Origin of the sequence: Streptomyces sp. NPDC058955 (assembly GCF_042741435.1) — a bacterium.
Lineage (GTDB): Bacteria > Actinomycetota > Actinomycetes > Streptomycetales > Streptomycetaceae > Streptomyces.
In genome coordinates this window covers 1-24970 of sequence record NZ_JBHYKM010000005.1, presented here as the reverse complement: position 1 = coordinate 24970, position 24970 = coordinate 1, and the positions used below count along the sequence as shown (strand labels likewise).

22 protein-coding genes and 1 pseudogene are annotated in these 24970 nt (G+C 72.5%); 14 read left to right on the top strand and 9 right to left on the bottom strand.

The features are described from left to right. Nucleotides 1–47 precede the first annotated feature (47 nt). Nucleotides 48–1070: a glycoside hydrolase family 6 protein gene (locus ACFW1I_RS03725; protein ID WP_384665709.1), complete on the top strand. Its 1023-nt coding sequence runs from the start codon at nucleotides 48–50 to the stop codon at nucleotides 1068–1070. Between the two features lie 7 nt (nucleotides 1071–1077). On the opposite strand, the gene ACFW1I_RS03720 is transcribed toward ACFW1I_RS03725, so the two are convergent. The 5 genes and pseudogenes from ACFW1I_RS03720 to ACFW1I_RS03700 form a co-directional block, all read right to left on the bottom strand. Further along, entirely contained in the window at nucleotides 1078–3045 is a 1968-nt protein-coding gene (locus tag ACFW1I_RS03720) for a galactose oxidase-like domain-containing protein (RefSeq protein WP_384665707.1), read from the bottom strand. A gap of 3 nt (nucleotides 3046–3048) precedes the next feature. Next, nucleotides 3049–4938: pseudogene (locus tag ACFW1I_RS03715) on the bottom strand (glycosyltransferase family 2 protein). A 40-nt stretch (nucleotides 4939–4978) separates the two neighbouring features. Beyond that, on the bottom strand, nucleotides 4979–5632 hold the full coding sequence (locus ACFW1I_RS03710; protein WP_384665705.1) for a TetR/AcrR family transcriptional regulator: 654 nt from the start codon (nucleotides 5630–5632) through the stop codon (nucleotides 4979–4981). Between the two features lie 218 nt (nucleotides 5633–5850). Then, entirely contained in the window at nucleotides 5851–6144 is a 294-nt protein-coding gene (locus ACFW1I_RS03705) for an MTH1187 family thiamine-binding protein (protein ID WP_361266549.1), read from the bottom strand. After that, a complete protein-coding gene (locus ACFW1I_RS03700; RefSeq protein WP_384665704.1) occupies nucleotides 6141–6494 on the bottom strand; it encodes a DUF3817 domain-containing protein in 354 nt (117 codons plus the stop codon). Before ACFW1I_RS03700 ends, ACFW1I_RS03705 begins: the two co-directional genes overlap by 4 nt. 135 nt (nucleotides 6495–6629) lie before the next feature. On the opposite strand from ACFW1I_RS03700, the gene ACFW1I_RS03695 reads away from it, so the two are divergent. The 4 genes from ACFW1I_RS03695 (at nucleotide 6630) to ACFW1I_RS03680 (ending at nucleotide 9300) form a co-directional block, all read left to right on the top strand. Further along, on the top strand, nucleotides 6630–7268 hold the full coding sequence (locus ACFW1I_RS03695) for an AIM24 family protein (RefSeq protein ID WP_319009545.1): 639 nt from the start codon (nucleotides 6630–6632) through the stop codon (nucleotides 7266–7268). Beyond that, complete coding sequence (locus tag ACFW1I_RS03690; RefSeq protein WP_384665701.1) at nucleotides 7268–7918, top strand: AIM24 family protein; 651 nt, start codon at nucleotides 7268–7270, stop codon at nucleotides 7916–7918. The genes ACFW1I_RS03695 and ACFW1I_RS03690 overlap by 1 nt, the downstream gene beginning before the upstream one ends. Beyond that, nucleotides 7915–8700 (top strand): AIM24 family protein, encoded by a 786-nt coding sequence (locus tag ACFW1I_RS03685; RefSeq protein WP_319009547.1) that lies wholly within the window; start codon nucleotides 7915–7917, stop codon nucleotides 8698–8700. Before ACFW1I_RS03690 ends, ACFW1I_RS03685 begins: the two co-directional genes overlap by 4 nt. Before the next feature lie 123 nt (nucleotides 8701–8823). Continuing rightward, nucleotides 8824–9300 carry a MarR family winged helix-turn-helix transcriptional regulator gene (locus ACFW1I_RS03680; protein WP_384665699.1) on the top strand — a complete coding sequence of 159 codons (477 nt, stop codon included), beginning with the start codon at nucleotides 8824–8826 and terminating at the stop codon, nucleotides 9298–9300. Nucleotides 9301–9485: 185 nt separating this feature from the next. On the opposite strand, the gene meaB is transcribed toward ACFW1I_RS03680, so the two are convergent. Both meaB and ACFW1I_RS03670 read right to left on the bottom strand, forming a co-directional pair. Further along, nucleotides 9486–10442, bottom strand: a complete 957-nt coding sequence (gene meaB / locus ACFW1I_RS03675; RefSeq protein ID WP_031006199.1) for a methylmalonyl Co-A mutase-associated GTPase MeaB — start codon at nucleotides 10440–10442, stop codon at nucleotides 9486–9488. A gap of 30 nt (nucleotides 10443–10472) precedes the next feature. Then, nucleotides 10473–11675: an acetyl-CoA C-acetyltransferase gene (locus ACFW1I_RS03670; RefSeq protein ID WP_384665697.1), complete on the bottom strand. Its 1203-nt coding sequence runs from the start codon at nucleotides 11673–11675 to the stop codon at nucleotides 10473–10475. Nucleotides 11676–11812: 137 nt separating this feature from the next. Between ACFW1I_RS03670 and mce the strand changes: the two genes are divergently transcribed. The 7 genes from mce to ACFW1I_RS03635 all read left to right on the top strand — a co-directional run bounded on the left by mce (nucleotide 11813) and on the right by ACFW1I_RS03635 (nucleotide 21881). Next, nucleotides 11813–12265, top strand: coding sequence for a methylmalonyl-CoA epimerase (mce, locus tag ACFW1I_RS03665; protein ID WP_384665695.1), 453 nt, complete (start codon nucleotides 11813–11815; stop codon nucleotides 12263–12265). 212 nt (nucleotides 12266–12477) lie between these two features. Then, nucleotides 12478–16791, top strand: a complete 4314-nt coding sequence (gene scy / locus ACFW1I_RS03660) for a polarized growth protein Scy (RefSeq protein ID WP_384665885.1) — start codon at nucleotides 12478–12480, stop codon at nucleotides 16789–16791. Between the two features lie 114 nt (nucleotides 16792–16905). After that, nucleotides 16906–17841: a cellulose-binding protein gene (locus ACFW1I_RS03655; protein WP_319009552.1), complete on the top strand. Its 936-nt coding sequence runs from the start codon at nucleotides 16906–16908 to the stop codon at nucleotides 17839–17841. Nucleotides 17842–17917: 76 nt separating this feature from the next. Next, nucleotides 17918–18934, top strand: coding sequence for an ABC transporter ATP-binding protein (locus ACFW1I_RS03650; protein ID WP_384665693.1), 1017 nt, complete (start codon nucleotides 17918–17920; stop codon nucleotides 18932–18934). Between the two features lie 3 nt (nucleotides 18935–18937). Beyond that, nucleotides 18938–19717, top strand: coding sequence for an ABC transporter permease (locus tag ACFW1I_RS03645; protein ID WP_384665691.1), 780 nt, complete (start codon nucleotides 18938–18940; stop codon nucleotides 19715–19717). Between the two features lie 179 nt (nucleotides 19718–19896). Next, a complete protein-coding gene (locus ACFW1I_RS03640) occupies nucleotides 19897–21048 on the top strand; it encodes an ATP-binding cassette domain-containing protein (protein WP_384665689.1) in 1152 nt (383 codons plus the stop codon). Continuing rightward, nucleotides 21045–21881, top strand: a complete 837-nt coding sequence (locus tag ACFW1I_RS03635) for an ABC transporter permease (RefSeq protein WP_384665687.1) — start codon at nucleotides 21045–21047, stop codon at nucleotides 21879–21881. Before ACFW1I_RS03640 ends, ACFW1I_RS03635 begins: the two co-directional genes overlap by 4 nt. 23 nt (nucleotides 21882–21904) lie before the next feature. Here ACFW1I_RS03635 and ACFW1I_RS03630 read toward each other — a convergent pair whose 3' ends face one another. Continuing rightward, nucleotides 21905–22231 carry an ATP/GTP-binding protein gene (locus ACFW1I_RS03630; RefSeq protein WP_384665685.1) on the bottom strand — a complete coding sequence of 109 codons (327 nt, stop codon included), beginning with the start codon at nucleotides 22229–22231 and terminating at the stop codon, nucleotides 21905–21907. Nucleotides 22232–22429: 198 nt separating this feature from the next. Between ACFW1I_RS03630 and ACFW1I_RS03625 the strand changes: the two genes are divergently transcribed. After that, nucleotides 22430–23464, top strand: coding sequence for an LLM class flavin-dependent oxidoreductase (locus ACFW1I_RS03625; protein WP_384665683.1), 1035 nt, complete (start codon nucleotides 22430–22432; stop codon nucleotides 23462–23464). Nucleotides 23465–23592: 128 nt separating this feature from the next. On the opposite strand, the gene ACFW1I_RS03620 is transcribed toward ACFW1I_RS03625, so the two are convergent. Beyond that, complete coding sequence (locus ACFW1I_RS03620; RefSeq protein ID WP_384665681.1) at nucleotides 23593–23985, bottom strand: SCO5389 family protein; 393 nt, start codon at nucleotides 23983–23985, stop codon at nucleotides 23593–23595. Nucleotides 23986–24212: 227 nt separating this feature from the next. Here ACFW1I_RS03620 and nucS point away from each other — a divergent pair, with 227 nt between their 5' ends. Continuing rightward, nucleotides 24213–24884 (top strand): endonuclease NucS, encoded by a 672-nt coding sequence (nucS, locus tag ACFW1I_RS03615; RefSeq protein ID WP_031006221.1) that lies wholly within the window; start codon nucleotides 24213–24215, stop codon nucleotides 24882–24884. Nucleotides 24885–24970 lie beyond the last annotated feature (86 nt).

Sequence of the window (24970 nt, the reverse complement as noted above, 5' to 3'; positions counted from 1 at the left end):
TGGTTCCGCCACCGCCACTCCCCTGTGCTGCCGACCCTGGGGGCCGGATGTCCCGCCGTACCACCGCCACCGCCTTCGCCCTCGCGACCGTCCTGCTGCTGACCGGCGGCGGATGCTCCTCCGACGGGCCCGCGCCCTCCCCCGTCGGCCCGCCCGCCGCGACGAAGGGCGAGGCCCCGGCGCCCACCGGCGGTTCGCCGTTCTGGGTGGACCCGGAGAGCGACGCGGCGAAGCAGGTGCGGCAGTACGAGGCGCAGGGCCGCGCCGACGACGCCCGGGTGCTGAAGCGGATCTCGGAGCAGCCGGTCGCGGACTGGCCGGCCGGGGACGACCCGGTGCCGGAGATCCTGCGGGCGGTGCGCGGGGCGACGGCCGAGAACCGGACGGCGGTCTTCGTGGCGTACAACATCCCGCACCGGGACTGCGGCATGTACTCGGCGGGCGGGGCGCGCGACGGGCAGGCGTACCGGGCGTGGGTGGACGCCTTCGCGTCGGCGATCGGGGACGCCTCGGCGGTGGTGGTGCTGGAGCCGGACGCGGTGCCGCACATGGTGGACGGCTGCACGCCGGCGCAGTACCACGAGGAGCGGTCGCAGCTGCTGACGGAGGCGATCGAGCGGCTGAAGCGGCAGCCGGGGACCCGGGTCTACCTGGACGCGGGGAACCCGGCGTGGATCGACGATCCGGGGAAGCTGGTGGAGCCGCTGCGGCGGGCCGGGATCTCCCGCGCGGACGGCTTCTCGCTGAACGTGTCGAACTTCCAGACCAACGCGGCGGTGCGGGACTTCGGGGCGACCCTGTCGGGGCTGCTCGGCGGGATGCACTTCACGATCGACACGAGCCGGAACGGCGCCGGCCCCCTCCCGGGCGACCGGGCGGAGGCGTGGTGCAATCCCCCGGGCCGGTCGCTCGGCGTGCCGCCGACGGACCGGACCGGGGACGCGCTGGTGGACGCGTATCTGTGGATCAAGCGTCCGGGCGATTCGGACGGGCAGTGCCGGGGCGGCCCGGCCGCGGGGACCTGGTGGCCGGACTACGCGCTCGGCCTGGCCCGTCGCGCGCAGTCCTGATCTTCCGTCAGTCCCCCTTCACCTGGACCCACTTGGCCTCCGAGGGGATGCCGGCGTCGTCGGTGACGAAGAGCATGTACCAGCCGGGCGGCACGAGGGTGCGGTCCTCGGGGGCGTCCACGGTGACGGTGAGCCCGTCCTTGCCCCTGGTCAGCTCCAGGGCCACCGAGCGCTGTTCGACGTCGGTGGTGTGGGTGACGGCGCTGGGCCGCATCAGGCGGGCCTTGGCGATCCGGCCGGCGTCCTTGGTCTTGAAGGTGGCGCGGCCGTTCCGGTCCAGCTCCCGCGGCCCCTCGCCGAGGGCCGGCCGGTCGGGGCCGGCCTTGTGCAGGTAGGGCGGGGTGAAGACCTCGACGCGCTGCTCGAAGGTGCCGAGCTTGGTGTTGTCCTTGTCGTCGAAGAGCGGGTCGGAGCCGAAGGTGGCGACCCGGCCGTCGGGCAGCAGCAGCGCCTCCGAGTGGTAGTTGCGGCCGACCATGGGGTCGGCGGCGGCCGCGAAGGCGTTGGCGGCGGGGTCGTAGAACTGGGCCTTGAGGATGTCGCTGCCGCCGCGGCCGCGGTAGTCGCGGGAGCCGCCGGTGGTGAAGACGGTGTCGTCGGGGAGCAGCACGCTGCTGAGGTAGCGGGTGCCCTGCGGGAGGGCGGGGCCGTCCCGGAAGGTCGGGCTGTCGGCGTTCAGGTCGACGATGGAGGTGCGGGCGGTGGACTTGGCGGACTCGCCGACCCCGCCGCCGCCGAGCACCATGACCTTCTGGGCCTGCGCCGGGGGCAGGATCAGGGAGGCGGAGGTCTCCAGCTGGTCGGGGTCGGTAAGCCCGGGCAGGGTGGTGAACTTGTTGGTCTTCAGGTCCCACAGGCCCGGCGCGCGGCCCTTCTCGGCGGGCCCGTAGCCGGCGTTGGAGCCGGTGTAGAGGAGCTTGCCGCCCTTGGTGAGGAAGAGCGAGGGGTAGGTGGGGAAGTAGCGGAAGGGGCCCTTGGTCCACTTCTTGGTGACGGGGTCGTAGATCTCGTTGTCGCCGGGGACGACGTCGCCGACGTCGTTCAGCCCGGAGACGGCGAGGACCTTGCCGTCCTGGAGGCCGACCAGGGTGGGGTACCAGCGGGCGTCCTTCATCGGGGCGACCGGGATGTACTTCTCCGCCTTGGGGTCGAACTCGTAGGCGGCCTTGATGCCCTGGAAGTCCTGCTTCTCGGTGGTGAGCTTCTGGGCGAGGCCGTAGACGTTGTCGGCCTGCTCGCCCTTGAGGCCGACGACCTCGTACTGGGCGGCCTCGGTGGTGAGGCCCTGCGGGCCCTCCTCGACGGCCTCGACGAAGACGCGGGCCTCGGCCGCGGTCACCTTGGTCTTCCACGGCTTCATCTGGCCGCTCTTGAAGTACGAGATCTCGAACTCGCGCTTCGCCTTCGGCACGGTGACGTCGGTGGTGGTGACGTACTCGACCCCGGACGGGGAGCGGAAGAGGGTGCCCTTCTTCAGGGTGACGGCCCTGTCGGGGCTCTCGTTCTTCACCCGCATCCCGCCGCCGGCCTTCTTGACCCCGCCGTCGAGGACCTCGTAGCGGGCGGTGCCGCCGGCCACCAGGAGCCGCCCGTCGGGGAGCTGGCTGTGGCCGGCGCAGAAGAAGTCCTCGGGGGTCGGGATCTTCTTGAAGGTGTTCTTCACCGGGTCCCACAGGACGGTGTCGAAGGTCCCGGCGTCGAAGTTCTTCTGGTTGTTGCCGGAGCCGGCGATCAGCAGCACCTTGCCGGTGTGCAGCAGGGCGGCGTGGATGGCGTTGATCCGGGCCCCGTCGGGGACGGAGACGCCGCCCCAGGAGCCGTACTTCTTCTTGTAGCCGGGCTGGGCGATCTTGTAGGCGTGGTACTTCTCCGAGGCGAAGGAGACGGCGGCGGGCGCGTTGAGCGCCGCGAGGACGACGACGGCGCCGCTGCCGAGCAGGGTCTTCTTGAACTTCTTGGACGGCCGGTAGGCCATGGATCAGTTCCCTCCGGTCGTCGTGGGCGCGGTGGTGGCGGGCGGGTGCGGGGGCAGGGGCGGGAACTGCGGCAGCGGCGGTACGGTGCGCAGCTCGATCCCCTTCCGGGCGAGGGCGAGGCGGCGGTCGCGGGTCCGGGTGCGGGCCCGCTCGCGGACGGTGCGGGCGCGCCGGTCGCGCAGCAGGGTCCAGACCCAGACGGTGACCGGGGCGAGCGCGATGACGAGCGCGAGGACCGCCCAGGTGCGCATGGCCGCGTGGGTGTGGTCGAAGCGGACCGAGGCCACCAGGGACGCCACCAGGACGACCGCCCAGTAGAGGTGGATGCGGAAGGTGAGGACCCGGTCGGGGCTGGCGGCGCCGCCCTTGGGGGTGACGACGAAGCGGCCGCGGGTGCGCAGCAGCGCGGAGCCGAGGGACTTCAGGTAGATGGGCGCGGAGAGCGCGGACATCACCATGCCGGCGAGGCCGCCGGAGCCCTCGGGTTCGTGCGGGGAGACGTTGTGGCGGCGGTTCCAGAGGTAGAGGCCGATCTGGAGGGCGACGGCGTCGCTGTAGATCATGAGCCAGACCTGGGAGGAGACCTGGGTGCCGGAGGCGCCGAGCCACAGGTAGAGGACGCAGCTGAGGATGCCGAGCAGCCAGTTGACGGCCGTCATCGGGTAGTAGACGAGCATCAGCGTGTAGTTGAGGAGGCGGCCGGGCGGCATGCTGAACGGCGCCTTCCAGTACTGCTTGATGATCGTCTCGTACGTCCCCCGGGACCAGCGGAGCTGCTGGGTGAAGAAGTCCGTCCAGGACTCGGGGCCCTCGCCGACGGCGAGGACGTCGGGGGTGTAGACGGAGCGCCAGCGGCGGCCGGTGGCCGGGTTCTTGCGGCGGTGCAGCTCGAAGCCGGTGGCCATGTCCTCGGTGATGGAGTCGTACAGGCCGCCGATCTGCTTGAGGGCGGCGATCCGGACGACGTTGTTGGTGCCGACGAACATGGGGGCGCGGTAGCGGTTCCCGGCACGCTGGATGAGCGCGTGGAAGAGGAACTGCTGGGACTCGGCGGCCTTGGTGACGGCGCCGGTGTAGTTGCCGTAGACCTGCGGTCCGACGACGAAGGCGACGTCGGGGTCGCGGAAGTAGCCGAGCATCCGCTCCAGGAAGTTGGGGAGCGGGACGTGGTCGGTGTCGACCGAGGCGAAGTAGTCGTAGGCGTCGCCGTGCATGGCGAGCCAGGCGTTGTAGTTGCCGTGCTTGGTCTTCGCCTTGTGCGGGCCCTTCCGGCGGTTCCACTCGGGCACGCCGGCCCGGGTGAAGTGCCGGACGCCGAGTTCGGCGCAGAGGGCCTTGGCCTCGTCGGAGTCGCCCTCGTCGAGGAGCCAGACGTGCAGGGTGCCGTCGTGCCGCATGCGGACGGCGGCCTCCAGGGTGCCGCGCACCATGGCGAGGGGTTCCTTGCCGGGCACGTACGTGGTGAGGAAGGCGACCCGGGTGCCCTTCGCGGGGTACACCGGGACGGGGTCGCGGGCCACCATGGTGGCGTGGGCGATCGAGGTGACGTTCACCAGCATGAAGAGGCAGATGAGGCCGATCGACACGAGCATCACCGTGTCGTACGGCACCCGCCAGGTGTCGTCGCCCTCGCGGACGGTCCAGTGGCTGGGCCAGACCAGATAGGCCAGCAGCACCGCGGAGAGCAGCGGCGCGAGGGCCATGAGGAGGACGGCTCGTATTCGGTGCGGCTCCTTCGAGAGCAGACTCGTGTACTGCACCTGGTACTGCGCCGTGTCCGGTTCCGTGAGGGGACCGGCGAGTCGGCTGTAGGTGTCGTAGTCGTAGCCTCCCGGCCGCACGGTGCCTCCAGCTGTCGTCGATCGGGTCGATATCCCCACGAAAAGGGACATCATCCGGCGTGTCGACTGGAGTACTCCGAGTGAGGGCGTTCTAGCGCCCGCGTCCACCCGATCGACGCAGCGTGTAGGCGACCGCCTTCCGCGCCACCGGGTTCAGCTCCTCCACCGCGGCGAGCAGCGCGCCCAGTTGCTCCAGCGCGGTGAGGGCGGCTTCGGCGCCCTCCGGGTCGACGCCCTCGTAGAGTTCGAGCCCGACGAAGGAGGCGGCGACGGCCCGGGCCAGTCCGGCGGGGTCGGCGAAGCCGTCCAGCGGGGTGCCGGCGAGCACCCGCCGCAGCACGGCCTCGATCTCCTCGATCCACAGGTCGAGCCCGGCGGCGGTGGCGGGCGCCAGCCGGGGGTGGCTCTGGGCGCCGGCGAGCAGCTGGGCGAGGACGGCGACGTGCCCGGCGTCCCGCTCCTCCTCGTGCATCCCGCGGCCGAAGGCGAGCAGCTCATTGAGGCTGGTGACGGCCCGGAGCCGGTCGCGGTGCCGGGCCACCCGCTGCTCGGCCCCGCGCCGGCAGGCGGCGGCGAGCAGCTCGTCGACGGAGCCGAAGTGGTAGAAGACCAGCGCCTGGTTGACCCCCGCGGCGGCGGCGACGGACCGGGCCGAGGTGCCGGTGATCCCGTGCTCGACGAGCGACCGCAGCGCCCCGTCGAGCAGCTTCTCGCGGGTCTCCCGCCCCTTGGCGTCCTGCGCCATCCCGCCCCTCCTCGCGTGCGCGGCGCGCCGCCGGCCCCGGTGGCGCTCCCCCGCGGAGACACCGGTGCCGGCGACGGCCGGAAACGGGGGCCGCCCCAGCCCCGTCTTGAGCGATCGCTCAAGGAGGACGGTAGCCGATGTTGAGCAGCCGCTCAAACCCCCTTCGGCCAGCAAGAAGCCCCCGGCCAGAGGGCCGGGGGCTCGGGGTGCGGCGGGGCTCAGGCGCCCAGGTGACGCTCGACCGTCTCGACCTTGGCGGTGAGGCCGTCGGTGACGCCGGGCCGGATGTCGGCCTTGAGGACGAGGGAGACGCGCGGGGCGCGGGCCTCGACGGCGGCGACCGCCCGCCTCACCACGTCCATCACCTCGTCCCACTCCCCCTCGACGCTGGTGAACATCGCGTCGGTGCGGTTCGGCAGGCCGGACTCGCGGACCACCCGGACGGCGTCGGCGACGTACTCGCCGACCTCCTCGCCGACACCGAGCGGGGTGACGGAGAACGCGACGATCACGCCTTCACCGCGCCCTCGGCGGCCTCGGCGGCGCCCCGGGAGGCGAGGACGGCCGCCTCGGCCTCGGCCTTCAGCCTGCGGTCGGCGAAGAAGCCGCCGAAGGGCAGGACGGAGAGGACGAAGTAGACCGCCGCGGTGCCGAAGCTCCACTTGGTGCGGTTCCAGGCGTCCAGCCAGAAGAGCACGTACAGCACGAAGAGCACACCGTGGACGGCGCCCATGACCGGCACCGCGTTGAAGTCCGTGGTCCGCTTCAGCACCGAGCAGACCAGCAGGAGCAGGAACGAGACGGCCTCGGGTGCGGAGACGAGCCGGAGGCGGTGGAGCGAGGAAGCGGTCTTGAGGTCCACGGAGGGGTCACCTTCGTTCGAGCCGATGAGCAGGCTGCCGAGCGGATCTTGTGAACGGATGCACAAGGGCGGGCGGATCCATTGTGCACGCCGACTTTGCTGTCTCTTTATCCGGGTCCCCGCTACCTTCGGCCCGTGGCTACGTTCCGACTCCAAGGCAGCAAGGTGCTCGCCGTGACGATGACCGGCGACGCCGTCAAGGCGAAGAACGGCTCGATGGTCGCCTACGACGGGCAGATGGCGTTCAAGAAGATGAGCGGCGGCGGGGAGGGCCTGCGCGGCATGGTCACCCGGCGGCTGACCGGGGAACAGATGGAGGTGATGGAGGTCAGGGGCCAGGGGACCTGCTGGTTCGCCGACCGGGCCTCCGAGATCAACCTCGTCCAGCTGCACGGCGACAAGCTGTGGGTGGAGGCGAGCAACCTGCTCTGCACCGACGCGGGGCTGCGCACCGGCACCACCTTCACCGGGCTGCGCGGCGGCGCGACCGGCAACGGCCTCTTCACCACCACGGTGGAGGGCACCGGGCAGGCGGCGATCATGTCCGACGGTCCGGCGACGGTGCTCCGGGTGACCCCGCAGTACCCGCTGTCGGTCGACCCGGGCGCGTACATCGCCCACCAGGGCAACCTCCAGCAGCACTTCCAGTCGGGTGTGACCTTCCGCACCCTGATCGGCGAGGGCGGCGGCGAGGCGTTCCAGATCCGCTTCGAGGGCGACGGTCTCGTGTACGTGCAGCCGAGCGAGCGGAACACCATCGGGGGTGACGTCTAGTGCCGTTCCGTGAGATCAACTCGAAGATGATCGAGGCGACCGTGATCCCCGGTCAGCGCCTCTTCAGCCAGCGCGGCGCGATGCTCGCGTACCGCGGGGACGTCACGTTCACGCCGAACATGGCAGGCGGCCAGGGCGGCCTGATGTCGATGATCGGCCGCCGGGTGGCCGGCGAGGCGACGCCGCTGATGACGGTCGAGGGCAACGGCACGGTGATGTTCGGGCACGGCGGCCACCACATCCAGGTGATCGCGCTGACCGGCGACACGCTCTACGTGGAGGCGGACCGGCTGCTCGCCTTCGACGGCACCCTGGAGCAGGGCACCATGTTCATGGGCTCGCAGGGCGGCGTCATGGGCATGGTCCGCGGCCAGGTGACCGGCCAGGGCCTGTTCACCACGACCCTCAAGGGCCACGGCTCGGTGGCGGTCATGGCGCACGGCGGGGTGATCGAGCTGCCGATCACGCCGGGCCGGCCGGTCCACGTCGACCCGCAGGCGTACGTGGCCCACCACGGCGACGTCCGCAACAAGCTCTCGACGGCGCTGGGCTGGCGGGACATGGTGGGCCGCGGCTCCGGCGAGGCGTTCCAGCTGGAGCTGAGCGGCAGCGGTGCGGTGTACGTCCAGGCGTCGGAGGAGAAGCTGTGAGCACCCCTGTCATCCACGATCCGCACACCCTGCCGTCGGACGACAACGTCAACGCGTACACCTTCTGCGTGGAGCTGAAGGGCTCCCCCTGGTTCCTGCAGAAGGGGAAGATGATCGCCTACTACGGGCGGATCGAGTTCAACGGGATCGGGCACGGGCGGCTCGACCGGCTGGTGCGGACCGCCTTCCACTCGCCGCTGCACGCGAGCGACTGGGTGGTGGCCGAGGGCACCGGGAAGATGCTGCTCGCGGACCGGGCCTTCGACGTGAACTCGTACGACCTGGACGAGGGCAATCTGACGATCCGTTCGGGGAACCTGCTGGCCTACCAGCCGACGCTGGCGCTGAAGCAGTCGATCGTGCCGGGCTTCGTGACGCTGATCGGCACCGGCAAGTTCGTGGCCGCCTCCAACGGGCCGGTGGTCTTCATGGAGCCGCCGCTGCGGGTGGACCCGCAGGCGCTGGTCGGCTGGGCGGACTGCCCCTCCCCCTGCCACCATTACGACCACGCCTACCTGACGGGCGTGATGGGCGGCGTGCGGGCCCTGACCGGCATCGGGGGCTCCTCGGGCGAGGAGCACCAGTTCGAGTTCGTCGGCGCGGGCACGGTGCTGCTCCAGTCGACCGAGCTGCTGATGGCGGAGCGGGCGATCGGCGGCCCGCCGGCCCAGGCCGGAGTCCCGGGCGGGCACGGAGCGCACGGTTCCGGCCAGGCGGCGCAGGGTGCGGTGCCGCGCCTTCCCGGCCAGCTCGGAGACCTGCAGCGGCGCTTCGGGCTGTGAGCGGTACTCTGCGGAGCGTGACGCGTCGAACGGCCGCGCGGGGCGCGCGGCCGGCCCGGTGGGTGCCGAGCGTCACCCCGCAGATTTCGTCAAGTATTCAACTTCTTAGGTAGAATCCACTCTATGGACACCGAGACGGCCACCCCCTGGCTCACCGACGCCGAGCAGTGCGCGTGGCGCACCTTCCTCGACGTCCAGAGAATGCTGACGCACCAGCTGGAGCGGGACCTCCAGCCCTTCGGCCTGACCATGAACGACTACGAGATCCTCGTCAACCTCTCGGAGTCCGCCGAGCGCAGGCTCCGCATGAGCGACCTCGCCACCGCCACCCTCCAGTCCAAGAGCCGCCTCTCCCACCAGATCACCCGGATGGAGAACGCCGGCCTGGTCGAGCGGGTGAACTGCGAGTCCGACCGGCGCGGTCTGTACGCCGTCCTCACCGACCACGGCATGGAGACCATGCGCAAGGTCGCCCCGCACCACGTGGAGTCGGTCCGCGACCACTTCATCGACCGGCTCACCCCGGAGGCGCTCGGCGACCTCCACGAGACGCTGAAGCCGGTCGCCGAGCGGCTCCGCGGCAAGCGCGGCAAGCCGTGACCTGACAGAGATGCGGCGGGAGGGGGGCCCCCCCCCCGCGGGGCGCGGGGGGGGGGGCGGGCGCGCGGGGGGGGGGGGGGGCCGGCCCCCAGCGCGGGCGCCGCGCAGGCCGCGACCCCGGGTGCCGCTCAGGGGCCCCGGGCGGGCCAGGGCCTGTGGGGGGGGCATTCGCGTGGTCCGGCCGCTCAGTTGCCGGTCAGGCTCGCCAGGAGCTCGTCGGAGGCCGCGTACGGGTCGAGCGCGCCGGTCGCGATCCGCTCGGCCAGCGCGTCGAGCCGCCGGTCCCCGTGCAGGTCGCCGATCCGCTCGCGCAGCGCCGTGATGGTGATGGTCTCCACCTCGCGGGCCGCGCGCGCCTTCCGGCGCTCCGCCAGGACCCCGTGCTCCTCCATCCAGGCCCGGTGCTTCTCCAGGGCCTCCACGAGCTCGTCGACGCCCTCGCCGCGCGCCGCGACCGTCTTCACGATCGGCGGCCGCCAGTCGCCCGGGCCGCGGGCCTCGCCGAGGCCCAGCATGTGGTTGAGCTCGCGGGCGGTGGCGTCGGCGCCGTCCCGGTCGGCCTTGTTGACCACGTACACGTCGCCGATCTCCAGGATGCCCGCCTTGGCGGCCTGGATGCCGTCGCCCATGCCCGGGGCGAGCAGCACCACCGAGGTGTCCGCCTGCCCGGCGATCTCCACCTCGGACTGGCCGACGCCGACGGTCTCCACCAGGATCACGTCGCAGCCGGCCGCGTCGAGCACCCTGATGGCCTGCGGGGCGGACCAGGCGAGACCGCCCAGGTGGCCCCGGGTGGCCATCGAGCGGATGTAGACGCCGGGGTCGGAGGCGTGCTCCGACATCCGCACCCGGTCGCCGAGGAGCGCGCCGCCGCTGAACGGCGAGGACGGGTCGACGGCGAGCACGCCGACCCGCTTCCCGGCCTTGCGGTACGCGGTCACCAGCGCCGAGGTCGACGTCGACTTGCCGACGCCGGGCGAGCCGGTCAGGCCCACCACGTAGGCGTTGCCGGTGAGCGGGGCCAGCGCCGCCATCACCTCGCGCAGCTGCGGGGACGCCCCCTCCACGAGCGAGATCAGCCGGGCCACGGCCCGCGGCCTGCCCTCCCGTGCCTGGGCGACCAGAGCGGGGACGTCCACCATGCGTGTTTCTCCCTGTGACGTGGTGCTGACTTACTTGCCGGCCACGCGGATGATCAGGGCGTCGCCCTGACCGCCGCCGCCGCACAGCGCGGCCGCGCCGATGCCGCCGCCGCGCCGCTTCAGCTCCAGGGCCAGGTGGAGCACCACGCGGGCGCCGGACATGCCGATCGGGTGACCGAGCGCGATCGCGCCACCGTTGACGTTCACCTTTTCCGGGGACACGCCGAGGTCCTTCATGGACTGCACGGCGACCGCGGCGAACGCCTCGTTGATCTCGATCAGGTCGAGGTCGTCGACGGTCAGGCCGTCCTTCTCGAGCGCGTGCCGGATGGCGTTGGACGGCTGCGACTGGAGCGAGTTGTCCGGGCCGGCCACGTTGCCGTGGGCGCCGATCTCGGCGATCCACTCCAGGCCCAGCTCCTCCGCCTTGGCCTTGCTCATCACGACCACGGCGGCGGCGCCGTCGGAGATCTGCGAGGAGGTGCCGGCGGTGATGGTGCCGTCCTTGGCGAAGGCCGGGCGGAGCTTGCCGAGGGACTCGACGGTGGTCTCGGCGCGGACGCCCTCGTCCTTCGAGAAGATCACCGGCTCGCCCTTGCGCTGCGGGATCTCGACCGGGGTGATCTCGGCCTCGAAGAGGCCGTTCTTCTGGGCGGCGGCGGCGCGCTGGTGCGACTGGGCGGCGATCTCGTCCTGCGAGGCGCGGTCGATGCCGAGGCGGGTGTTGTGCTTCTCCGTGGACTCGCCCATGGCGATGTTCTCGAAGGCGTCGGTCAGACCGTCGTACGCCATCGCGTCGAGCATCTCGATCGCGCCGTACTTGTAGCCCTCGCGGGACTTCGGCAGCAGGTGCGGGGCGTTGGTCATGGACTCCTGGCCACCGGCCACGATCACGTCGAACTCGCCCGCGCGGATCAGCTGGTCGGCCAGGGCGATGGCGTCCAGACCCGACAGACACACCTTGTTGATGGTGAGGGCGGGGACGTTCATCGGGATGCCGGCCTTGACGGCGGCCTGGCGGGCGGGGATCTGCCCGGCGCCCGCCTGGAGCACCTGGCCCATGATCACGTACTGCACCTGGTCGCCGCCGATGCCGGCCCGGTCGAGCGCGGCCTTGATGGCGAAGCCGCCGAGGTCGGCGCCCGAGAAGGACTTGAGCGAGCCGAGCAGGCGACCCATGGGCGTGCGGGCGCCCGCGACGATCACTGAGGTGGTACCGGTCGTTCCAGACATGAGGCACGGCCCCTTGGGATGAGGAGTGAACGAGGGTTTACCGCCAATGTACTGAGCGGTGCGGCGCCGGGTCACCGCCCGGCCGGTGTGACGGCGCGCACGTTGCGTAACCGACCCCGCGGCGGTGCACTGGAGCCATGCTGACGCGTATCGACCACATCGGGATCGCCTGCTTCGACCTGGACAGGACCGTCGAGTTCTACCGTGCCACGTACGGCTTCGAGGTCTACCACTCCGAGGTCAACGAGGAGCAGGGCGTCCGCGAGGCCATGCTGAGGATCAACGCCACGGACGACGGCGGCGCCTCCTACCTCCAGCTCCTGGAGCCCACCCGCGAGGACTCCGCGGTCGGCAAGTGGCTGGCCAAGAACGGCGAGGGCGTCCACCACATCGCCTTCGGCACGGCGGACGTCGACGGGGACGCCGAGGCCATCCGCTCCAAGGGCGTGCGGGTGCTGTACGACGAGCCCCGGACCGGCTCGATGGGCTCCCGGATCACCTTCCTCCACCCCAAGGACTGCCACGGCGTCCTGACCGAACTCGTCACCTCGGCACCGGCTTCCGCTGACCACTCCTCAGCGGAGCACTGACCTCCGTATTCCCGGCCCGGTAGAGTGGGCGACTCCGGGCCGGGGCCGGTCGGGGCCGCTTCGCGCGGCGCCGTAGTCGGGATGTCGGGGTCGTCCGATCTGCCACGATTCCCCGGGGGGCCGTTCTGCCCAGTGAACGGTGCTCGTCGGAAAGTTGCGACCGGGTTGGGGTCTCCCCTGCTCGCAGAGCTCGGGGAAGGATGGACCGCGCAGTGCGGGGCTACGAACGCCAGGAGAGCCACCGAGCTGAAGACGACCATCTCTCGCGGTTCGAAGCCGAGATGGACCGGCTGAAGAAGGAGCGAGAGAAGGCCGTCCAGCACGCCGAGGACCTCGGATACCAGGTCGAGGTCTTGCGTGCCAAGCTCCACGAGGCGCGGCGCACCATCGCGTCCCGGCCCGCCTACGACAGCGCGGACATCGGCTACCAGGCCGAGCAGTTGCTGCGGAACGCGCAGGCGCAGGCCGAACAGCTCCGCCAGGACGCCGAGCGGGAGCTGCGCGAGGCCCGGGCGCAGACCCAGCGGATCCTCCAGGAGCACGCCGAGCACCAGGCCCGGCTCCAGGCCGAGCTGCACAACGAGGCCGTCCAGCGCCGCCAGCAGCTCGACCAGGAGCTGAACGAGCGCCGCCAGACCGTCGAGGCGCACGTCAACGAGAACGTGGCCTGGGCCGAGCAGCTGCGCGCCCGCACCGAGTCCCAGGCCCGCCGGCTGATGGACGAGGCCCGCGCCGAGGCCGAGCAGGCGCTCACCGCCGCCCGCGCCGAGGCCGCCCGCCTCACCGAGGAGACCGGCCGCCGCGTCGGCGCCGAGGCGGAGGCCGCCCGCGCCGAGGCGGAAGCGATTCTGCTGCGCGCCCGCAAGGACGCCGAGCGGCTGATGACCACCGCCTCCACCCAGGCCCAGGAGGCCACCGGCCACGCCGAGCAGCTGCGGACCACCGCCGTCGCCGAGACCGACCAGGCCCGCCGCCAGGCCACCGAGCTGACCCGCGCCGCCGAGCAGCGGATGCAGGAGGCCGACGAGAAGCTGCGGCAGGCCCGCGCCGAGGCCGACAAGGCGCTCGCGGAGGCCAAGGACGCCGCCGCGAAGACGCTCGCCTCCGCCGACTCCGTCAATGAGCAGCGCACCCGCACCGCCAAGTCCGAGATCGCCCGGCTGGTCGGCGAGGCCACCGAGAAGGCGGAGCAGCTCAAGGCCGAGGCCGAGGAGAAGCTCCGCGAGGCCACCGCGCACTCCGAGAAGGTCCTGGCCGAGGCCACCGAGAAGGCCCGCGCCAGCGCCGCCGAGGACTCGGCCGCCGCGCTCGCCAAGGCCGCCCGCAGCGCCGAGGAGATCCTCAGCAAGGCGTCCGAGGACGCCGCCGAGACCACCCGCAAGGCGTCCGAGGAGGCCGAGCGGATCCGCCGCGAGGCCGAGACCGAGGCCGACCGGCTGCGCTCCCGCGCCGAGGAGCAGGCCGACGAGCTGCTCGGCTCGGCGAAGGACGACACCAAGGAGTACCGGGCCAAGACCGTCGAGCTCCAGGAGGAGGCGCGGCGGCTGCGCGGCGAGGCCGAGCAGCTGCGCGCCGAGGCCATCGCCGAGGGCGAGCGGATCCGCGGCGAGGCCCGCCGCGAGGCCGTCCAGCAGATCGAGGAGGCGGCGAAGACCGCCGAGGAGCTGCTGGCCAAGGCGAGGGGCGACGCCGACGAGCTGCGCGCCAACGCCGGCGCGGAGAGCGAGAAGGTCAAGTCGGAGGCGATGGAGCGCGCCCAGACGCTCCGGACCCAGGCCGAGGAGACCCTGGAGCGGACCCGCGCCGAGGCGGAGCGGCTGCGCGCCGAGTCCGAGGAGCAGGCCGAGTCGGTGCGGGAGTCGGCCGAGAAGGCCGCCGCCGAGCTGCGCGCGGACGCCGAGCGGGCCGCCGAGGCCCGGCGGGCCGAGGCCGCCGAGGAGCTGACCCGGCTGCACACCGACGCCGAGGCGAAGGTGGCCGCGGCCGGGCAGGAGCTGACCGACGCCCGCGCGGAGGGCGAGCGGATCCGGCGGGAGGCCGCCGAGGAGACCGAGCGGCTGCGGACCGAGGGCGCCGAGCGGATCAGGGTGCTGCGGGAGCAGGCCGAGCAGGAGGCCGAGCGGCTGCGGGCGGAGGCCGCCGCGGACGCGTCGGCGTCCCGCGCCGAGGCCGAGGCGACCGCGCAGCGGCTGACCTCCGAGGCGGAGACCGAGGCCGAGCGGCTGCGGTCGGAGGCCCAGGAGACCGCCGACCGGGTGCGGGCCGAGGCCGCGGCCGCCGCCGAGCGGGTCGCCGCCGAGGCGGCCGAGGCGCTGGCCGCCGCGCAGGAGGAGGCCGTCCGGCGCCGCCGGGAGGCCGAGGAGACGCTGGAGTCGGCCCGTTCCGAGGCCGGCCGGGAGCGGGAGCACGCCCGCGAGCAGTCCGAGGAGCTTCTCGCCGCCGCCCGCAAGCGGGTGGAGGAGGCGCAGGCCGAGGCGCAGCGCCTGGTCGAGGAGGCGGACGCGCGGGCGACCGAGATGGTCGGCGCGGCCGAACAGACCGCGCAGGAGGTCCGCGACTCGGTCGCCGGGCTGCGCGAGCAGGCCGAGGAGGAGATCGCCGGGCTGCGCTCGGCCGCGGAGCACGCGGCGGAGCGGACCCGGACCGAGGCGCAGGAGGAGGCGGACCGGGTCCGCGCCGACGCGTACGAGGAGCGGGAGCGGGCGTCGGAGGACGCGGCCCGCACGCGCGCGCGTGCCCAGGAGGAGTCCGACGCGGCGAAGGCGCTGGCGGAGCGGACGGTCGGGGACGCGATCGCGGAGGCGGAGAAGCTCCGTACGGACACCGCCGAGTACGCGCAGCGGGTGCGGACCGAGGCGACGGACGCGCTGGCGTCGGCCGAGCAGGACGCGGCCCGCACCCGGGCGGACGCCCGGGACGACGCCAACCGGATCCGTTCGGAGGCGGCCGAGAAGGCCGAGGGCGTGGTCGGCGAGGCGACGGCCGAGGCGGAGCGGATCGGCGCGGAGGCCGAGCGGGTCCTCGACGAGGCCCGGCAGGCCGCCGACAAGCGCCGCCAGGACGCCGCCGAACAGGCCGACACCCTCGTCGGCGAGGCCACCGCCGAGGCCGAGCGGATCGGCGCGGAGGCCGAGCGGGTCCTCGACGAGGCCCGCCAGGCCGCCGACAAGCGCCGCCAGGACGCCGCCGAACAGGCCGACACCCTCGTCGGCGAGGCCACCGCCGAGGCCGAGCGGATCACCGCCGAGGCGGCCGAGCTGTGGGAGACCACCGAGCGGGACGCGGCCCGGCTGCGGACCGAGGCCGAGCAGGTCAAGACGGACGGCGAGGCGCACGCCCAGGCGCTGCGGACCGCGGCCCTGGCCGACGCCGAGCAGATCCTGGACGAGGCCCGGCAGGCCGCGGACAAGCGCCGTCAGGACGCGGCCGAGCAGGCCGACGCCCTGGTCGGCGAGGCGACGGCGGAGGCCGGCCGGATCACCGACGAGGCCGGCGAGCTGGCGGACTCGGTGACCGCCGACGCCCGGGCCGAGGCGGAGCGGACGATCGCGGACGCGGCCGGGGAGGCCGAGCGGCTGCGGACCGAGGGCGCCGAGGCGCTGGAGTCGGCGCGTCAGGACGCCGAGCGGATCCGTGCCGAGTCGGCGCGGGTCAGGGAGGACGCCGAGGCGGCCGCCGAGCAGATGCGCTCCGAGGCCCGCGAGGAGGCGGACCGGACCCTGGACGAGGCCCGCGAGGCCGGCGCGAAGAAGCGCGCGGACGCGGCCGAGCAGGCGGACCAGCTGATCGCCAAGGCCCGGGAGGAGGCGCTGCGCGCCACCGCCGAGGCGGAGACGCAGGCGGACACGATGGTCGGCGCCGCCCGCAAGGAGGCCGACCGGATCGTCGCCGAGGCGACCGTCGAGGGCAACGCGCTGGTGGAGAAGGCGCGGACCGACGCGGACGAACTCCTGGTCGGGGCGCGGAAGGACGCGACCGACATAAGGGAGCGGGCCGAGGAGCTGCGCGGCCGGATCGAGGGCGAGATCGAGGAGCTGCACGAGCGGGCGCGGCGCGAGTCGGCCGAGCAGATGAAGACGGCCGGCGAGCGCGTCGACAAGCTGGTGAAGGCCGCGGAGGAGCAGCGGGCCGAGGCCGAGGAGAAGGCCAAGGAGATGGTCTCGGAGGCGAGTTCCGAGGCGAGCAAGGTCCGCATCGCGGCCGTCCGGAAGGCGGACGCGCTGCTCAAGGAGGCGGAGCAGAAGAAGAGTTCGCTGATCGCGGAGGGCGAGCGGATCAAGGCGGAGGCCGAGCGGCTCAAGGTGGAGGCGGAGGCCGAGGCGGACCGGCTGGTCGAGGAGGGCCGGCGCGAGCTGGAGACCCTGACCCGTCGTCGGACCGACATCAATGCCGAGATCTCCCGTGTCCAGGACGTACTGGAGGCGTTGGAGTCTTTCGAGACTCCGTCGGCGGGGACGAAGGACGGGCTCAAGGCGGGCGCTTCCTCGGGTTCCACTCGTTCGAGTGGCAAGTCCCAGGACGGCTAGCCACTCAAAAGGCTGGACATTCTCCAGATCAAACGGGCATACGCTCGATGACACGCCGCTTCGGCCCCTAGGATTCCCTCTAACACCTCACCGGTCTCATTCGACAGGAACCCCATGAGCGACACTTCCTCCCCCTTCGGCTTCGAGCTCGTGCGGCGTGGTTACGACCGCGGTCAGGTGGACGACCGCATTACCAAGCTCGTCGCCGACCGTGACAGCGCACTGGGCCGCATCACCTCCCTGGAGAAGCGCATCGAGGAGCTCCACCTCGAGACGCAGAACGCCCAGGCGCAGGTGACCGACGCGGAGCCGTCGTACGCCGGTCTCGGCGCGCGCGTCGAGAAGATCCTCCGTCTCGCCGAGGAGGAGGCGAAGGACCTGCGCGAGGAGGCCCGTCGCGCCGCCGAGCAGCACCGCGAGCTGGCCGAGTCGGCCGCCCAGCAGGTGCGGAACGACGCGGAGTCGTTCGCGGCCGAGCGCAAGGCGAAGGCCGAGGACGAGGGCGTCCGGATCGTCGAGAAGGCGCAGGGCGAGGCCAACTCGCTGCGTGCCGAGGCGCAGAAGGACGCGCAGTCGAAGCGCGAGGAGGCGGACGCCCTCTTCGAGGAGACCCGCGCCAAGGCCGCCCAGGCCGCCGCGGACTTCGAGACCAACCTGGCCAAGCGCCGCGAGCAGTCCGAGCGCGACCTGGCCTCCCGTCAGGCCAAGGCCGAGAAGCGCCTCGCCGAGATCGAGCACCGCGCCGAGCAGCTCCGCCTGGAGGCCGAGAAGCTCCGCACGGACGCCGAGCGCCGGGCCCGCCAGACGGTGGAGACCGCGCAGCGCCAGGCCGAGGACATCGTGGCCGACGCCAACGCCAAGGCGGACCGGATCCGCTCGGAATCGGAGCGCGAGCTCGCCGCGCTGACGAACCGCCGCGACTCCATCAACGCGCAGCTGACCAACGTCCGCGAGATGCTGGCCACGCTGACCGGTGCCGCGGTGGCCGCCGCCGGTTCCCCGCTGGACGAGGAGCGCTCGGCCGGCGTGCCGGCCCAGCAGACCCGCTGAGGCCCCCGCCGTCGCGCCCCCGAACCCCCCGTCACTCCGGTGGCGGGGGGTTTCGCGCGCCCTTAGCTTGGTACGCATGATCGAGCTTGACGGGCTGACGAAACGGTACGGGACGAAGACGGCGGTCGATCATCTCTCCTTCCAGGTCCGGCCGGGCATGATCACCGGCTTCCTGGGGCCCAACGGGGCGGGGAAGTCGACCACGATGCGGATGGTGCTCGATCTCGACAACCCCACGAGCGGGACGGTGCGGATCGACGGCCGGCACTACCGCGAACTGGCCGAGCCGCTGAAGTACATCGGGGCGCTGCTCGACGCGAAGGCGATGCACGGGGGCCGGTCGGCGTACAACAACCTGCTGTGTCTGGCGCAGTCGAACCGGATCCCGGAGGCCCGGGTGGCCGAGGTGCTGGACCTGGTGGGTCTGACGGCGGTGGCGCGGAAGAAGTCGAAGGGCTTCTCGCTGGGCATGGGGCAGCGGCTGGGCATCGCGTCGGCGCTGCTCGGCGATCCCGAGATCCTGATGTTCGACGAACCCGTCAATGGTCTGGACCCCGAGGGAATTCACTGGATCCGCAATCTGATGAAGTCGCTCGCGGCGGAAGGCAGAACGATCTTCGTCTCCAGTCATCTCATGAGTGAAATGGCGCTGACGGCGGATCATCTGATCGTGATCGGGCAGGGAAAACTGCTGGCCGACATGTCCATGGCCGATTTCATCCAGCGGAATTCGCGGAGTTTCGTCCGGCTGCGCTCTCCGCAGCAGGAACGGCTGCGGGATGTGCTCCACGCCGACGGATTCGTGGTGGTCGAGGCCGGCAACGGGACCCTGGAGGTCGACGGCGCCACCACCGAGAGGCTGGGCGAGCTGGCGGCGGCGCACCAGCTGACGCTGCACGAGCTGAGCGCCCAGCGCGCCTCCCTGGAGGAGGCGTTCATGCAGATGACGGCGGGCGCCGTGGAGTACCACGCGCACGGCACCGACACGCACGGCGGCGGCGGGCCGGCCGCGCCCGGCCCCGCGTGGGGCGCGAACTCCGGCTGGGGCCCCGGGCCGGGCCCCGGGTCCGGCTCGACCACCGAGGGGGTCTGACCCATGGCAGCGGTACCGGCGGTCCTCCAGTCCGAGTGGACCAAGATCCGGACGGTCTCGTCGACGATCTGGACCCTGGCGAGCGCGCTGATCGTCACGGTGGCGATGAGCGCGGCGCTCTCCGCGGTCCTGAACTCCAGCTTCGACGACCTGTCCGAGCTGGAGCGGGCCACCTTCGACCCGACCTTCGTCAGCTTCTCCGGGATGGTCCTCGGCCAGCTGGCGATGGTGGTCTTCGGCGTCCTCGTGGTGGGGACCGAGTACTCCTCGGGCATGATCCGCACCTCGCTCGCCGCCGTCCCCCAGCGGGCCACCTTCCTCTTCTCCAAGATCGCGGTGGCCGGGGTGCTCGCCCTGGCGGTCGGTCTGGTGACGAGCTTCCTGTCGTTCTTCCTCGGCCAGGCGCTGCTCGGCGAGCACCGGACGACGATCGGCGCGGACAACGTGCTGCGGGCGGTGGTCGGCGGCGGGATCTACATGGGGCTGATCGCGGTCTTCTCGATGGGCGTGGCGGCGATGCTCCGCTCCTCGATGCTGTCGCTCGGCATCCTGGTGCCCTTCTTCTTCCTGATCTCGCAGATCCTGTCGGCGGTGCCGAAGGCGAAGGAGGTCGCCAAGTACTTCCCCGACCAGGCCGGCTCCAAGATCATGCAGGTGGTGCCGGACGCGCTGGGCTCGGAGAAGGCGCCGTACGGCCCCTGGGGCGGGCTCGGGATCATGCTGGTCTGGGTGGCGGCCTCGCTGCTGGGCGGCTACCTGGTGCTGAAGCGGCGGGACGCCTGAGGGCGGGGCGCGCCCGCGGGGCGCGCCCCGGATTTCTCCCTGAGGTTTCGCTTCGGTCTCGCTTCTCCGGAGCGGGAACCGTCAACGCCTGGATAAGCTCCTGACTCGTACGGGGGCCTTCCGGCCGCGCGCCGTCCTGCCCCGATCGCACACCACCGAGCTGTCGATGGGGCTGGAGAATGATCGAGGCAGTCGGCCTGACCAAGCGCTACGGCGCGAAGACGGCCGTGTACAACCTTTCCTTCCAGGTGAGGCCGGGCGTCGTCACCGGCTTCCTGGGCCCGAACGGCTCCGGCAAGTCGACCACCATGCGCATGATCCTCGGCCTGGACGAGCCGACGGCCGGCCAGGTGACGATCGGCGGCCACCCCTTCCGGCAGCTGCCGAACGCGCCCCGGCAGGTCGGCGCCCTCCTCGACGCCAAGGCCGTGCACGGCGGCCGCAGCGCCCGCAGCCACCTCCTGTCGCTGGCCCAGCTGGCCGGCATCCCGGCCCGCCGGGTGGACGAGGTGCTGGGCGTGGTGGGCCTCCAGGACGTGGCGAAGCACCGCTCCAAGGGCTTCTCGCTCGGCATGGGCCAGCGGCTCGGCATCGCCGCCGCGCTGCTCGGCGACCCGCAGGTGCTGCTCTTCGACGAGCCGGTCAACGGCCTGGACCCGGAGGGCATCCTCTGGGTCCGCAACCTGATGAAGAAGCTGGCCGCCGAGGGCCGCACGGTCTTCGTCTCCAGCCACCTGATGAGCGAGATGGCGCTGACCGCGGACCATCTGATCGTGATCGGCCGGGGCCAGCTCCTCGCCGACATGCCGGTGAGGCAGTTCATCTCGGCGAACTCGGCGGACTTCGCCCGGGTGCGCACCCCGGACGGCGAGGCCGGTCCCCGGGAGAAGCTGTCCCGGGTGCTGGTCGAGGCCGGCGGCCAGGTCCTCCCCGAGCCGGACGGGGCGCTGCGCGTCACCGGCCTGCCGCTGCCGAGGATCAGCGACCTGGCGCACGGGGCGGACGTACGGCTCTGGGAGCTGTCCCCGCACCAGGCGTCGCTGGAGGAGGCGTACATGCGGCTGACGCAGGGCGCCGTGGACTACCGCTCCACCGACGACAAGCTGGCCCACCTCCAGGCGCCGCCGCAGCCCGGGCAGCCGGGGTACGGGATGCCGCCGCAGCCGCCGCTCCCGGCGGACGTGCCGCAGCAGGGCTGGTACGCCCCGCCGCCGCCCGGACAGAACCCGTACGCCGCCGCGCAGCCCCCCGCGGCCGCGCCGGCCGCGCCGCAGCCGGCCCCGCAGCCGAGCCTCCAGAAGCCGAGCGACACCACCGAGGACGCCCGATGACCGCCCCGACGCCGACCCCGACGCCTCCCCCGCCGTACGGCTACGTCTCCCCCATCCCGGTGCGCCGGGCGCACCTCGGGGACGCGCTGGCCTCGGAGTGGACGAAGATCCGCTCGGTCCGGTCGACCATGTGGACGCTGGGGACCATGGTCCTGCTGATGCTGGTGATCGGTCTGGGCGTGGCCGCGGTCGCCGCGAGCGAGGGCGGCACCATGGGCGGGCAGTCGGCGCTGCCGCTGGGCTTCTTCGGGATGCTGCCGGCGTCGATCTGTGTGATCACGCTGGGCGTGCTGACCATCTCGTCCGAGTTCGGCACGGGGATGATCCGGACCACGCTCACGGCGTGCCCGAGCCGGTCCCGGGTGCTGACGGCGAAGGCGATCGTCTTCTTCCTGCTGGTCTTCACGGTGACCCTGGTGGTCGCGTTCGCGGTGGCGACGGCGCAGGTCGCGATGGTCGACGCGGCGGAGCCGACGGGCGCCGAGTGGGCGCGGGCCACGGTCGGCGCGGCCGGCTTCCTGGCGGTGCTCGGCCTGCTGTCGATGGCGGTGGGCGCGCTGGTGCGGCACTCGGCCGGGGCGATCACGGTGATGATCGGGGTGCTGCTGCTGCCGCTGGTGGCGGCCATGTTCATGCTCGCGCCCGGGCTGCGGGACGTCCAGGAGGCGCTGTTCACCTACGCGGTGCCCTCGCAGATGATCGCGCTGTACGCCGCGGAGCCGCCGTTCAGCGACAGCGGTCCGGCGGGCTGGGAGGCGCTGTTCACCCTGACGGGCATCACGGCGGTGGGCCTGGGCGCCGCGTACGCGCTGCTGAACAGCCGGGACGTCTGAGGTCCGAGCCGGGGCCCTGGGCCCTAGTACTTCGGCGCGTTGCGGGACCGCTGCACCCGGGTGGTGCGGCGGTCCTTCGCGTTCCAGCACGCCTTGTGCCAGTGGCGGCGGTCGTCGACGCCGCCGTACTCGGGCCAGGCGACGACGTGCGGGGCGCCCGGCGGGATCTCCTGGTCGCAGCCGGGGCAACGGTAGCGCTTGCCCGGGGAGCTGGCGCCGGCGACGAGGCGGACGTACCACTCCTCGCCCTGCCAGGTCTCGGTGCGCTGGGAGCCGCCGTACCGGTCGTCGCGGTCCTCCTGCGCCGCCGGCTTGGCGGAGCGGCGGGAGCGGTGGTGACGCGGGGACACAGCACACCTCACGGGGTCGGGGAACACGGACCGTTCTCCCCAGCGTACGGGCCGCGACCTCCCGTCCGGGGCCCCGGCCAGGAGGCCCGGACCGAAAATCGCAAGAACTTCATGTTCGGCCGTTGCCTTTGGCACGTGTCAGACGTTGTTGCCGTACGAGGGGGAGTGAACGCGTCGGCCGCGAGGAGGCAGAAGGCGATGCGCGTAGGGACATTCGTTCTGGCGGCTCAGTTTCCGGGCCAGGGGCAGGGAGAGGCGCTGCACCGTGCGGTGCGGACCGCCGAGGTGGCCGAGGAGGCGGGCCTGGACTCGGTCTGGCTGGCCGAGCACCACTTCGTACCGTACGGCGTCTGCCCGTCGGCCGTGACGCTGGCGGCGCTGATGCTCGGCCGCACCCGGCGGCTGCGGGTCGGCACGGCGGTGAGCGTGCTGCCGACGGTCCACCCGGTCGCCCTGGGCGAGCAGGCGGCGCTGCTGCACATCGCCTCGGGCGGCAGATTCACCCTCGGGGTGGGCCGCGGCGGGCCCTGGGTGGACCTGGAGGTGTTCGGCGCGGGTCTGGAGGCGTACGAGCGCGGCTTCCCGGAGGCGCTCGACCTGTTGCTGCGCTGGCTCGCCGACGCCCGGGTGGGCGCCGAGGGAGAACGATTCTCCTTCCGTGAGGTGGCCGTGGTGCCCCGGGCCGGCGAGCTGATCGGCGGCGAGCCGTCGCCGGAGGTCGTCGTCGCCTGCACCTCGCAGAAGAGCGTGCGGCTGGCGGCCGAGCGCGGGCTGCCGATGCTCCTCGGCATGCACTGCGGCGACGAGGACAAGGCGGAGATGGTCACGGCCTGGGCCCGCTGGGCGCGGGAGGCCGGGCGGGATCCGGACGAGATCGCGCGGATCGGCGCCGGGCACGTCTCCGCGGGCGTGGTGCAGCTCGCGGACCGCACCCAGGAGGCGGCGGAGACCCTGGTGAAGGCGATGCCGGGCTGGCTGAAGCAGGGGCTCGACGCGCATGTGACGGTGGACGGCCGGCACCGGGCGATGCGGGACCCGGTGGCGTACACCGAGCTGCTCTGCTCGCTGCACCCGGTCGGCACCCCGGCCCTGGCGGCCGACCGGCTGGCGGCGACCGCGGAGCGCACCGGCATCACCCGCTTCGCCCTGCTCGCCGAGGGCTCCGGCGATCTCGCCGGCACCGAGGAGAACCTGCGGCGGCTCGGCGCCGAGGTCCTTCCCCGGCTGTGCTGAGGAACGGGACCCGCCGCCGCTCCGGCGTCCCCGCGGGACGGTGCGTGTCGGCACGCACCGCTCGCGGCTCCCGCGACGCGGAGCGGCGGCGTACGAGTCCCGGCCGATCCCGGTGACGACGGCCGGGCTCAGCAGTCGCGGAGTTCCGGCGACTGGTTGAGCAGCTGGCCCCGGATCGAGGTGAAGCGGGCGAGCCGGTCGTCCACCGCCGGGTCCAGCGGGAAGACCGCCACCCGGTGGCAGTTCTGGAAGGCCAGACGCACCCCGAAGTGACGCTGGAGCGCCCCGCGGATCGCGTCGCTCGCCAGCGCGCGCAGCAGCTGACCACGTGCCTGCTCGTTCGGCGGCGGCGTCTGGTTGTCGGCGAACTCGCCGCCTTCCACCTCCAGCTGGGCCACCAGAGAACTGATCATCTCCCACGCGAAGGGCAGGGAGGTCCGGACGCAGTCGACGAAGGCGGCTTCGTCGACCTCGCCTCGCTCGGCCTGTTCCAACAGTGCCGGTGAGACGTCGAGCGACATGGGTTCTCCTCTCGCGACCCCGCGGACGGGGTCTGTGCGGGCAGGGTCGAGGGCCGACGTACGCCACGCAGCGTGCACGGACGACGACCTCCAGCTTCCACGGTAAGCGCGCGGTCCGGCCCGCACCAGGCGATTGGGCACACAACAGGCCGATAACCGACGGGTGTTCGTCTCACTCGGGTGCCCGAATCGCGTAGAAGGGCGCTCCTCTTGTAGCGTTGGCGACCATGCGTCTCGTCATTGCCCGTTGCTCCGTGGACTACGCGGGCCGGCTCACGGCCCATCTGCCCTCCGCGCCCCGTCTGATCCTGATCAAGGCAGACGGCAGCGTCTCGATCCACGCGGACGACCGGGCGTACAAACCGCTCAACTGGATGTCGCCGCCGTGCACCCTGAAGGAGGGGGCCGACGGTGAGGCCGGCGTCTGGACCGTGGTCAACAAAGCGGGCGAGAAACTGATCATCACGATGGAGGAGATCCTCCACGACTCGTCCCACGAACTGGGCGTGGACCCGGGCCTGATCAAGGACGGCGTCGAGGCGCACCTCCAGGAGCTGCTCGCCGACCGCATCGAGACGCTCGGCGAGGGCTGGACGCTGGTCCGCCGCGAGTACCCGACGGCGATCGGCCCGGTCGACATCCTCTGCCGGGACGCGGACGGCGCCACGGTCGCGGTCGAGATCAAGCGGCGCGGCGAGATCGACGGCGTCGAGCAGCTGACCCGTTACCTGGAGCTGCTCAACCGCGACCCGCACCTCGCCCCGGTGAAGGGCATCTTCGCCGCCCAGGAGATCAAGCCGCAGGCGCGGGTCCTCGCGACGGACCGCGGGATCGACTGCGTGGTGCTCGACTACGACGCCCTGCGCGGCATCGAGGACGACAAGCTGCGGCTGTTCTAGGACGGTACGGCGAAGGGGGGGGGGGGGGGGCGGGGCGGTGGTGGGGGGGGGGGGGTGTCTTATAAAAAATATATAGATGGCACCAC